Annotated in this window: 8 protein-coding genes; 7 read left to right on the top strand and 1 reads right to left on the bottom strand. The window is 64.0% G+C overall.

What is annotated here, in order from left to right; translation table 11 throughout:
* The first annotated feature begins 14 nt into the window (after positions 1-14).
* Positions 15-3,188, top strand: a complete 3,174-nt coding sequence (locus QCE73_RS02770; RefSeq protein WP_035497840.1) for an efflux RND transporter permease subunit — start codon at positions 15-17, stop codon at positions 3,186-3,188.
* Between the two features lie 14 nt (positions 3,189-3,202).
* Positions 3,203-4,732 carry an efflux transporter outer membrane subunit gene (locus QCE73_RS02775; protein WP_187607610.1) on the top strand — a complete coding sequence of 510 codons (1,530 nt, stop codon included), beginning with the start codon at positions 3,203-3,205 and terminating at the stop codon, positions 4,730-4,732.
* 161 nt (positions 4,733-4,893) lie between these two features.
* On the opposite strand, the gene QCE73_RS02780 is transcribed toward QCE73_RS02775, so the two are convergent.
* Positions 4,894-6,285: a nucleobase:cation symporter-2 family protein gene (locus tag QCE73_RS02780; protein WP_035497842.1), complete on the bottom strand. Its 1,392-nt coding sequence runs from the start codon at positions 6,283-6,285 to the stop codon at positions 4,894-4,896.
* Between the two features lie 334 nt (positions 6,286-6,619).
* On the opposite strand from QCE73_RS02780, the gene QCE73_RS02785 reads away from it, so the two are divergent.
* The 5 genes from QCE73_RS02785 to QCE73_RS02805 form a co-directional block, all read left to right on the top strand.
* Positions 6,620-8,053, top strand: a complete 1,434-nt coding sequence (locus QCE73_RS02785) for an FGGY family carbohydrate kinase (protein ID WP_309879671.1) — start codon at positions 6,620-6,622, stop codon at positions 8,051-8,053.
* A 108-nt stretch (positions 8,054-8,161) separates the two neighbouring features.
* Entirely contained in the window at positions 8,162-9,376 is a 1,215-nt protein-coding gene (locus QCE73_RS02790) for an AGE family epimerase/isomerase (RefSeq protein WP_309879672.1), read from the top strand.
* Positions 9,377-9,414: 38 nt separating this feature from the next.
* Positions 9,415-10,521 carry an S-(hydroxymethyl)glutathione dehydrogenase/class III alcohol dehydrogenase gene (locus QCE73_RS02795; RefSeq protein ID WP_086970359.1) on the top strand — a complete coding sequence of 369 codons (1,107 nt, stop codon included), beginning with the start codon at positions 9,415-9,417 and terminating at the stop codon, positions 10,519-10,521.
* 14 nt (positions 10,522-10,535) lie between these two features.
* Entirely contained in the window at positions 10,536-11,384 is an 849-nt protein-coding gene (fghA, locus tag QCE73_RS02800; protein WP_035497846.1) for an S-formylglutathione hydrolase, read from the top strand.
* Positions 11,350-11,538: hypothetical protein (locus tag QCE73_RS02805; RefSeq protein WP_309879673.1), on the top strand; the 189-nt coding region annotated here is incomplete at its 3' end. The genes fghA and QCE73_RS02805, both read left to right, overlap by 35 nt.

The raw sequence follows: 11,538 nt of genomic DNA on the forward strand, positions 1-11,538 counted from the left end.
AGGGAGCCTGTTACATGGCAAAGTTTTTTATCGATCGACCGATCTTCGCGTGGGTGATCGCGATCATCCTGATGCTGGCGGGGATGGCGTCGATCTTCACGCTGCCGGTCGCGCAGTATCCGACGATCGCGCCGCCTGCGATCCAGATCAGCGCGACGTATCCGGGCGCATCCGCGAGCACCGTCGAAAACACGGTGACGCAGGTGATCGAGCAGCAGATGACCGGTCTCGATCACTTGCTGTATCTGTCGTCGACATCGGATGACTCGGGCACGGCGACCGTCACGCTGACGTTCGCGGCGGGCACGAACCCCGACATCGCGCAGGTGCAGGTGCAGAACAAGCTGCAGCTCGCCACGCCGCTCCTGCCGCAGGTCGTGCAGCAGCTCGGCACGAAGGTCACGAAATCGAGTTCGAGCTTCCTGCTCGTGCTCGCGTTCGTGTCCGAAGACGGCAGCATGAGCAAGTACGACCTCGCGAACTACGTGGCGTCGAACGTGGCGGATCCGCTCTCGCGTATTGACGGCGTGGGTACCACGACGCTGTTCGGCTCGCAGTACGCGATGCGCGTCTGGCTCGATGCGACCAAGCTCACGAACTACGCGCTCACGCCCGTGGACGTGAAGAACGCCATCAACAGTCAGAACGTGCAGGTGGCGGCGGGCGGTCTCGGCGGCACGCCGGCGGTGGCGGGGCAGATGCTTCAGGCGACCATCACCGAAGCGACGCTGCTGCGCACGCCCGAGCAGTTCGGCAACATCCTGCTGAAGGTGAATCAGGACGGCTCGCAAGTGCGCCTGAAGGATGTCGCGAAGATCGATCTCGGCGGCGAAAACTACAACTTCGACACGAAGTACAACGGGCAGCCGACGGCCGGCTTCGGTATCCAGCTCGCGACGGGCGCGAACGCGCTCGCCACGGCGAAGGCGGTCCGGGCCAAGATCGACGACCTCTCGAAGTACTTCCCGCACGGCCTCGTCGTGAAGTATCCGTATGACACGACGCCGTTCGTGCGCCTGTCGATCGAGGAAGTGGTCAAGACGCTGATCGAAGGTATCGTGCTCGTGTTCCTCGTGATGTATCTGTTCCTGCAGAACCTGCGGGCGACGATCATCCCGACGATCGCGGTGCCGGTCGTTCTGCTCGGCACGTTCGCGATCATGTCGGCGGTGGGCTTTTCGATCAACGTGCTGTCGATGTTCGGCCTCGTGCTCGCGATCGGTCTGCTCGTGGACGATGCGATCGTGGTCGTGGAAAACGTCGAGCGGGTGATGTCCGAGGAGCATTTATCGCCGCGCGAGGCGACCCGCAAGGCGATGGACCAGATCACCGGCGCGCTGATCGGCGTGGCGCTCGTGCTGTCGGCGGTGTTCGTGCCGGTGGCGTTCTCGGGCGGCTCGGTCGGCGCCATTTACCGGCAGTTCTCGCTGACGATCGTTGCGGCGATGGTGCTGTCCGTGATGGTCGCGCTGATTCTCACGCCGGCGCTGTGCGCGACGATCCTGAAGCCGCATCCGGAAGGGCATCAGCCCGAGAAGAAGGGTTTCTTCGGCTGGTTCAACCGCACCTTCAACAAGAGCCAGGAGAAGTACCACAGCGGCGTGCAGCACGTGATCCGGCGCTCGGGCCGCTGGCTGATCATCTATATCGTGGTGATCGTCGCGGTGGGCATGCTGTTCCTTCGTCTGCCGAAGTCGTTCCTGCCTGACGAAGACCAGGGCACGATGTTCGTGCTCGTGCAGGCGCCGGCCGGTTCCACGCAGGAATACACGGCGCATGTGCTGAAGGACGTGCAGGAATATCTGCTGAAGGACGAGAAGGCGATCGTCGAATCGGTGTTCACGGTGAACGGCTTCTCGTTCGCGGGCCGCGGCCAGAACTCCGGTCTCGTGTTCGTGCGGATGAAGGAATATGCGGACCGGCAGCACAGCGACCAGAAGGTGCAGGCGCTCGTCGGGCGGATGTTCATGCACTTCGCGCCCTACAAGGACGCGATGATCTTCCCGGTCAATCCGCCTTCGATCCCTGAACTCGGCACCGCGGCGGGCTTCGACTTCGAGCTGCAGGATCGCGGGGGCCTCGGTCACGCGAAGCTGATGGAAGCGCGCAACATGCTGCTCGGCATGGCGTCGAAGGACGCGACGCTCGCGCAGGTTCGTCCGAACGGCCTGAACGACACGCCGCAGTTCAAGGTGAACATCGACCGCGAGAAGGCCAACGCGCTCGGCGTCGCGATTTCGGACATCGACCAGACGTTCTCGATCGCTTGGGCGTCGCAGTACGTGAACAACTTCCTCGATGTCGATAACCGGATCAAGAAGGTCTACGTGCAGGGCGACGGTCCGTTCCGCATGAATCCGGAAGACATCAACAAGTGGTACGTGCGCAATGGCGCGGGAACGATGGTGCCGTTCGGCGCGTTCGCGACCGGCAACTGGACCTTCGGGTCCCCGAAGCTCGAGCGTTACAACGGCATCTCGGCGGTGGAAATCCAGGGCGCGGCAGCACCGGGCAAGTCGACCGGCCAGGCGATGACGGCCATGGAAGCGATCGCGGCGAAGCTGCCGGCGGGCATCGGCTACGAGTGGACGGGTCTGTCGTATCAGGAACGTCAGTCGGGTTCGCAGGCGCCGATCCTGTACGGCATCTCGATCCTCGTCGTGTTCCTGTGTCTCGCGGCGCTGTACGAAAGCTGGTCGATTCCGTTCTCGGTCATCATGGTCGTGCCGCTCGGCGTGCTCGGGGCGCTGCTCGCCGCGACACTGCGCGGCCTGGAAAACGACGTGTTCTTCCAGGTCGGTCTGTTGACGACGGTGGGCCTGTCGGCGAAAAACGCGATTCTGATCGTGGAATTCGCACGCGAGTTGCGCATCCAGGGCATGTCGACCGTGGAAGCGGCGATGGAAGCGGCGCGCCTGCGGTTGCGCCCGATTCTCATGACGTCGCTCGCGTTCATTCTCGGCGTGATGCCGCTCGCGATCAGTAACGGCGCGGGCTCGGCGAGCCAGCACGCGATTGGCACCGGCGTGATCGGCGGCATGTTGACCGCGACCTTCCTTGCCATTTTCATGATCCCGATGTTCTTCGTCGTGATCTCGAAATTCAGCAAGAGCAAGGACGTGCCGTCGCCGGGTACATCGGGCGATATCGAAGGTCCGCATGGCGGCTCGCAGAATGGCTCCCGATAAGGAAGGACATAGAAATGCTTAAACATTCCTTGATCGCGGCCGCCGTAGCGGTATTCGCCGCGGGTTGCACGCTCCAGCCGAAGTACGAGCAGCCGGCGGCGCCCGTCACGCAGACGTTTCCGGAAGGCGGCGTGTACGCGCACCAGCCGGACGCGTCGTCGTCGGCGAGCAATGGCCGCAGCGCGAACGGGCAGAGCGCGCCCGAGATCGGCTGGCGCGATTTCTTCGCCGATGCGCGTCTGCAGAAGATCGTCGAGCTCGCGCTGAAGAACAATCGCGACTTGCGCGTCTCGGTGCTCAACGTCGAGGCGGCGCGCGCGCAGTATCAGATCACGCGCGCCGGCCTGTTCCCGACGCTCGACGCAGCCGCGTCGCAGAGCAAGCAGCGCACGCCGCGGAATCTGTCGTTCTTCGACCAGACGATCTCGAACACGTATTCGGTCGGCCTGAACGCGTCGTGGGAAATCGACTTCTTCGGGCGCATCCGCAGCCTGAAGGATCAGGCGCTCGCGCAATATCTGTCGACCGCGGAATCGCGCAAGGCGGCGGAGATCGCGCTGGTGTCGTCGGTGGCGGATCAGTATCTGACGATGATCGCCTACGACGATCAGCTCACCGTCACGCTGAACACGCTGAAGACGGCGCAGGAGTCGTTCCGCATCACGAAGCTGCAGTACGACAACGGCACGGGCACCGAACTGGACTTGCGCCAGTCGGAAGGCGTCGTCGAAGAGGCGCAGGCGAATCTGCAAACGCAGTCGCGTTTGCGCGCGCAGGCGGAAAACGCGCTGGTGCTGCTCGTGGGCGAACCGTTGCCCGCGGACCTGCCGCCCGGCATGCCGCTCGACACGCAGAACCTGCTGTCGGATATTCCGGCGGGTCTGCCGTCCGATCTCCTGACGCGCCGTCCCGATATCGCGGCGGCGGAGCAGTCGCTGCTCGCGGCCAACGCGAACATCGGCGCGGCGCGTGCGGCGTTCTTCCCGCGCGTTTCGCTGACGGGCAGCTTCGGCACGCTTTCGCCGACGCTCGGCGGTCTGTTCAAGCCCGGTTCGGCTGCGTGGTCGTTCGCGCCGCAGATCACGGTGCCGATCTTCGAGGGCGGCCAGAACAAGGCCAACCTCGATCTCGCGAACGTGCAGAAGCGCATCGAGATCGCCAACTACGAGAAGGCGATCCAGACCGCGTTCCGCGAAGTCGCGGACGGCCTCGCGGCACGCGGCACGTTCGACGAGCAGATCAAGTCGCTCGAGCGTTTCGTGAATTCGCAGAGCCGGCGTCTGGAGTTGTCGGACCTGCGCTATCGCAATGGCGTGGACAGCTATCTCGCGGTGCTGACCGCGCAGACGGCGCTGTACGAAGCGCAGCAGTTGCTGATCACGGCGCGGCTGAATCGCCTCACCAACCTCGTCGATCTGTATCAGTTCATGGGCGGCGGATGGATCGAGCGTGCCGGCGAAGCGCCGCGCCCCGCCGATGCGCCCGTCGACTACGGCTCGCAGAGCGCGCCGCCGCAGCCGGCCTCGGCGCCCGCGGCGAGTTGATCTGCCCGACGTGATTGAAACGAAGCCCGGCCACGCGCCGGGCTTTTTCTTGCGCGCTTTTCGGCGCTCGCGACAAATCGGTCAGCCAAAAAAAACGCCGCGGTTTTCACCGCGGCGCCCAACGCAAACACCCAGCAAGCACTTCCAGGGTCACGACATCCTTAGTGCGCGTCGCCCGCGTGGGCCGCGCCTTCGAACTCATGCGCGGCTTCTCGCGCATCGCGCCGCGCGTCGCGTTCCTTGCGCACGCCGTTGAACACGATGTTCAACACGACCGCCGACACCGACGCCAGCAAAATCCCGCTATGGAGAATCGGCTCCAGCGCATGCGGCAGTTGCGTGAAGAACTTCGGCGCGACGACCGGCACCATGCCCATCCCGACGCTCACCGCGACGATGAACAGGTTGTGCTGGTTCTTCGAGAAGTCCACGCGCGACAGCGTCTTGATGCCGTTCGCCGCGACCATGCCGAACATCACGATGCCCGCGCCGCCGAGCACGAACGGCGGCACCGAAGCGACCACCTGCGCCATCTTCGGGAAGAGGCCGAGCACGACGAGAATCACGCCGCCCGTTGCGCAGACGAAGCGGCTCTTCACGCCCGTCACGCCGATCAGACCGACGTTCTGCGAAAACGACGTATGCGGGAACGAGTTGAAGATGCCGCCGATCAGCGTGCCGAGTCCATCGACACGCAGGCCGCGCACGAGCGCTTTCTGATCGACCGGACGCTCGACGAGATCGCCGACCGCGAGGAACATGCCCGTCGATTCGATGAAGGTGACGAACATGACGATGACCATCGTCGCGACGGAGAGCGCATCGAAATGCGGCATGCCGAAGTGGAACGGCAGCACGATGCCGACCCACGGTGCGTGCGCGACGCCATCCATGTTCACGCGGCCGAGCAGCGCGGCGATCACGAAGCCCGCGACGATCCCGAGCAGCACCGAGATATTCGCGATGAAACCGCGCGCGAACTTGTTGATGAGCAGGATCAGCGAGAGCACGACGAGCGACAGCAGCAGAAACACCGGATTACCGTATTCGGGATTGCCGACGCCGCCCGCCGCCCAGTTGATGCCGACGCCCATCAGCGAGAGACCGATCACCGCGATCACGGTGCCGACCACGACCGGCGGGAAGAATCGCAACAGCTTGCCGATCATCGGCGCGAGGAAGATGCCGATCACGCCCGCCGCGATGGTCGCGCCGAACACGTCGAGAATGCCGAGCGAGGGATTGGTGCCGATCGCGACCATCGGGCCGACGGCCGCGAACGTGCAGCCCATGATCACGGGCAGGCGAATGCCGAAGATCCACAGCCCGAGCGTCTGAATCAAGGTGGCGACGCCGCACGAGAACAAGTCCGCGCTGATGAGGAACGCGACCTGGTCTTTTGGCAGTCCCATCGCCGCGCCGAGGATCAGGGGCACCGCGACCGCGCCCGCGTACATCACGAGAACGTGCTGTATGCCGAGCGTCAGCAGTTGACCGGCGGGCAGCCGTTCGTCGCACGGATGCACGGACGGGTTCACCGAACTTGAAGCCATGTCTCTCTCCTATGTCACCTTCCATTTGAATGGCCTCCAAGTTAAGTGCATCGGAACGCACGAACAAGACCACGCGGCGCTATACGTCGCGTTCGCCCGTCGATATGGGTTTCGCGCGCCACCGGTGGCGCGAACATGCGCAAGTCCTTGCTGCAAAGGGTTTGACGCACATCGCCGGAATTTCGTCGCGTGACGAAAGGCCGCTTTCTTCGAGCGCTCGTTATGATGTTCATCACGCCGCGCGTATAGTCCGTTTTTCGTGTTCATCGCGCGATCGCGGGGTATACCCGCGTTTTACGCGTTTTCCCTAACGTCTTTTCAGACTCGGAATCCCATGCGTTTTTTAGGCATCGATCTCGGTACGGGCTCCCTGAAACTCGCCATCGTCGATGAAGACGGGCGCGAAATCGCATCGTCGAGCGCGGCGTATTCGGTGACCAGCGCGCAGCCCGGCTGGGCCGAAACCACGGTCGATGCGTGGTACTCCGCGCTCGTCGGCGCCGCGTCGCGTTTGCCGGCGGACGAGCGTGAAGCGGTGAGCGGAATCGGCTTTTCCGGGCAGATGCACGGCGTCGTGCCGACCGCCGCCGATGGCCACGCGCTGCGCGCCGCGATGCTCTGGCCCGATACGCGCGCCCGCGATCTGCTCGACGCATGGCCCGCGCCGCAGCCGAATCCGGTCGCGCCTGGGATGGCGGGGCCGCTGCTGCGCTGGCTCGTGGCGCACGAACCGGAGATCGCGAAGGCCGCGCGCCGGGCGTTGCAGCCGAAGGACTGGTTGCGCGCGAAGCTCGGCGGAAGCTTCGTCACCGATGCCTCCGATGCCTGCGCGACCGCGCTCGCGGCGCCATCGGGCGAATGGGACGATGCGCTCATCGACGCGCTCGGCTTGCCGCGCACATGGTTCGCGCCGCTCGCGGCATCGCATGAGCGCGGCGGCGCGTTATCGGGCGAAGCGGCGGCGGAACTCGGCTTGCGCGCGGGCATTCCGATGGCCGTCGGCGCGGGCGATACGCCGTGCGCCGCGCTCGGCAGCGGGCTGTCGGCCGACGGCGACGCGTTGCTCACCACCGGCACCGGCGGCCAGATCGTCGTGATGTGCGCCGCTGCGCCCGCGCCCGTGCACGGCCTGCACACCTATCGTGCGGCGACGGGGGCGTGGTATCGCATGGCGGCGATGCAGAACGTCGGCGTCGCGCTGGAAGCGGTGCGCGGGTGGCTCGGCTACGCGTCGTGGCCGCAAGCCTACGACGATGCCTTCGCCGCGAACGCCAGCGCCTCCGTGAGCTTCCTGCCGTATCTGAGCGGCGAACGCTCCCCGTGGATGAACCCCGGCGCGCGCGGCGGCTGGCTCGGACTCGGTCTCGACGACACACGCGCCACGATGATGCGCGCCGCGTTCGAGGGCGTGGCATTCGCCTTGCGTGCCGGACTGGACGCGATTCGCGCGAACGGCACGCCGCTCGATTCGATGCTGCTCGCGGGCGGCGGCTCCGTCGATGCGCGCTGGCGGCAGTTGCTCGCGGACGCATTGCGCGTCGAGCTGCACGCCGTCGACTGCCCGAACGCGGCGACGCGCGGCGCGGCGATCCTCGGCGGCATCGCGGCGGGCCACTGGCGCATCGACGATCTCGCATCGCTCGCACCCATGGCGACGCTCGTCGCGACGCCGCAAGCGAACGCTTCGCTCGACGCACGGCTCGCGCGTTTCATCGATCTGTACAGGCGTACCGAAGACTGGTTCACGATCGGGCGCGAGTCCGCTTAAACTTTCGTACCTTTAATCCCGATGCAATCCGCGTCGGGGAGCATGAAGCGTCGCTTCATATGAGCGGTAACCGAAGCGCGCTTCGTCGAGACCACATCGAACTCAGCCATGCCCGCACCTTCGCCGTCACATCCCGATTTCCGCGCGCGCGCGTTCCTGCTCGATCACGCGTTGCGCACGATGACCTTCTACCATCCGCACTGCATGGATCCTGCGGGCGGCTTCTTCCACTACTACAAGAACGACGGCACGATCTACGACCGCACCTCGCGACATCTCGTGTCGAGTACGCGCTTCGTCTTCAACTACGCGATGGCGTACAAGCACTTCGGTCTCGACGAATATCGCGGCGGCGTGGCGCATGGCATCGAATACCTGCGCGAGTTTCATCGCAATCCGCAGACGGGCGGCTATGCGTGGACACTGAACGGACGCGAAGTCACCGATGCGACCAACCATTGCTACGGCCTCGCGTTCGTCGTGCTCGCTTATGCGAAGGCGGTCGAAGCGGGATTCGACGAGGCGCGCGCTTATCTCGACGAAACCTGGAACCTGATGGAGACGCATTTCTGGGATGCGCAGCACGGCCTCTACAAGGACGAAGCGAGCGCCGACTGGCAGGTGTCCGACTATCGCGGCCAGAACGCGAACATGCACGCCTGCGAGGCGCTGCTGGCCGCGTTCGAAGCGACGGGCGAAGCGCGCTATCTCGACCGCGCGGCCCTGCTCGCCGACAACATGGTGAACCGTCAGGCCGCGCTCGCGGGCGGACTCGTGTGGGAACACTACAAGCCGGACTGGTCGATCGACTGGGATTACAACAAGGGCGATCGCAGCAACATCTTCAGGCCGTGGGGCTTTCAGCCGGGGCACCAGACCGAATGGGCGAAGCTGCTGCTGATCCTCGACCGTCATCGGCCCGAGGCGTGGCATGTCACGCGTGCGCGCGAACTGTTCGACCGCGCGCTGGAACTGTCGTGGGACCACGAGCACGGCGGAATGGTGTACGGCTTCGATCCCGACGGCAAGTTCTACGACGAGGACAAGTATTTCTGGGTGCAGGCGGAATCGCTCGCGACGGCTGCGCTGCTCGCGGACCACGCGCAACGCGACGGCGACGCCGCGCTCGCCGTGCGTTACTGGAACGATTACGACCGCCTGTGGGCGTATAGCTGGGAGCATTTCGTCGATCACAAGTGGGGCGCGTGGTATCGCATTCTCACGCGCGACAACCGCCAGTACAGCGACGAGAAGAGCCCGGCCGGAAAGGTCGACTATCACACGATGGGCGCATGCTACGAAGTCCTGAACGTCGTGCGCTAAAAGAGAATCCGCATCACCGAAACTACAGGAGCTGAACGATGAAGACGAAAGCAGCAATCGCATGGGAAGCCGGCAAGCCGTTGACGATCGAGGAAGTCGATCTCGAAGGCCCGCGCGCGGGTGAAGTCCTGATCGAAGTCAAGGCGACGGGCATCTGTCACACCGATTACTACACGCTGTCGGGCGCGGACCCGGAAGGCATCTTTCCGGCGATTCTCGGACACGAAGGCGCGGGCGTCGTCGTGGATGTCGGGCCGGGCGTCGGCACGTTGAGAAAGGGCGATCACGTCATTCCGCTGTATACGCCGGAATGCCGTCAGTGCAAGTTCTGTCTGTCGCGCAAGACGAACCTCTGTCAGGCGATTCGCGCGACGCAAGGCAAAGGCCTGATGCCCGATGCCACGTCGCGTTTCTCGCTCGACGGCAAGCCTTTGTTCCACTACATGGGCACATCGACGTTTTCGAACTACATCGTGGTGCCTGAAATCGCGGTCGCGAAAGTCCGCGAAGACGCGCCGTTCGACAAGATCTGCTACATCGGTTGCGGCGTGACGACGGGCGTCGGCGCGGTCGTCTATTCGGCGAAGGTGGAAGCGGGCGCGAATGTGGTCGTGTTCGGGCTGGGCGGCATCGGGCTGAACGTGATTCAGGGCGCGAAGATGGTGGGCGCGGACAAGATCATCGGCGTGGATATCAATCCGGGCCGTGTCGAACTCGCGAAGAAGTTCGGCATGACGCACTTCATCAACCCGAAGGAAGTCGAGAATGTCGTCGACCATATCGTGCAACTGACCGATGGCGGCGCGGACTATTCCTTCGAGTGCGTCGGCAATGTGAAGCTCATGCGTCAGGCGCTCGAATGCACGCACAAGGGCTGGGGCCAGTCGTTCATCATCGGCGTGGCGGCGGCGGGCGAAGAGATCAGCACGCGCCCGTTCCAGCTCGTGACGGGCCGCGAATGGAAAGGCTCCGCGTTCGGCGGCGCGCGCGGGCGCACGGACGTGCCGAAGATCGTCGACTGGTACATGGAAGGCAAGATCAATATCGACGATCTGATCACGCATCATCTCAAGCTGGAGCAGATCAACGACGGCTTCGACCTGATGAAGAAGGGCGAGTCGATCCGTTCCGTCGTCATTTATTGAGCGAGGAAAACGCCATGCTGGAACTCGTGGAAGAACATCGATGCTTCGACGGCGTGCAGCGCATCTATCGGCACGAATCGCAGACTATCGGCCTGCCGATGCGTTTCTCCGTGTTTTTGCCTGCGCGGGCGTCGTCCGGAAAAGTGCCTGCGCTGTTTTATCTCGCTGGCCTCACCTGCACGGAAGAGACGTTTCCGATCAAGGCGGGCGCGCAGCGTTATGCGGCGGAACACGGTATCGCGTTGATCGCGCCGGATACTTCGCCTCGCGGGGCGGATATTGCGGGCGAGAAAGATGCGTGGGATTTCGGCGTCGGGGCGGGCTTTTATGTCGATGCGACGCGCGAGCCTTGGGCACGGCGTTATCGGATGTACTCGTATGTGACGCAGGAATTGCGCGAGACGGTGCTCGCCGAGTTGCCGGTGCGTGAGGATCGCATCGGCATCTTCGGACATTCGATGGGCGGTCATGGCGCGCTCGTGCTCGCGTTGCGCAATCCTGAGCTGTACCGGTCGGTGTCGGCGTTCGCCCCGATCGCGGCGCCTTCGCAGTGTCCGTGGGGCGTGAAGGCGTTTTCGGGCTATCTCGGGGACGATCGCGAAGCGTGGAAGCAATACGATGCTAGCGAACTCATCAAGGGGGATGCGGCGGCGCGGTTCGAAGGCGGTATTCTCGTCGATCAGGGATTGGCGGATCAGTTTCTTGCCGAGCAGTTGCATCCGGATGTGTTGGAGCGCAATGCGCGGGGGGCGGGGCACGAGGTGATCGTGCGGCGTCATGAAGGGTATGACCACGGGTATTTCTTTATTTCGACTTTCGTCGGGGAGCATGTCGCGCATCATGCGCGGGTTTTGTGTCGGTGAGCTTTTTGGTTTTGCTTTCGCTTTCGCTTTCGCTTTCGTGGAATCCCGATTTCGCGGTGGTCTATTAGCACTGCCCCTCCCCGGGGCGGGGGTCACTTTCTTTGCTGCTGCAAAGAAAGTAACCAAAGAAAGCAGCTTCTCACCGCCCGCGGTC

Origin of the sequence: Caballeronia sp. LZ029 (assembly GCF_031451275.1) — a bacterium.
Lineage (GTDB): Bacteria > Pseudomonadota > Gammaproteobacteria > Burkholderiales > Burkholderiaceae > Caballeronia > Caballeronia jiangsuensis.

What these genes read in the sequence shown, in the direction of transcription:
- QCE73_RS02770 (WP_035497840.1), top strand. Translation starts at nt 15, where the DNA reads ATGGCAAAGTTTTTTATCGATCGACCGATCTTCGCGTGGGTGATCGCG.
- QCE73_RS02775 (WP_187607610.1), top strand. Translation starts at nt 3,203, where the DNA reads ATGCTTAAACATTCCTTGATCGCGGCCGCCGTAGCGGTATTCGCCGCG.
- QCE73_RS02780 (WP_035497842.1), bottom strand. Translation starts at nt 6,285, where the DNA reads ATGGCTTCAAGTTCGGTGAACCCGTCCGTGCATCCGTGCGACGAACGG.
- QCE73_RS02795 (WP_086970359.1), top strand. Translation starts at nt 9,415, where the DNA reads ATGAAGACGAAAGCAGCAATCGCATGGGAAGCCGGCAAGCCGTTGACG.
- QCE73_RS02790 (WP_309879672.1), top strand. Translation starts at nt 8,162, where the DNA reads ATGCCCGCACCTTCGCCGTCACATCCCGATTTCCGCGCGCGCGCGTTC.
- fghA (WP_035497846.1), top strand. Translation starts at nt 10,536, where the DNA reads ATGCTGGAACTCGTGGAAGAACATCGATGCTTCGACGGCGTGCAGCGC.
- QCE73_RS02785 (WP_309879671.1), top strand. Translation starts at nt 6,620, where the DNA reads ATGCGTTTTTTAGGCATCGATCTCGGTACGGGCTCCCTGAAACTCGCC.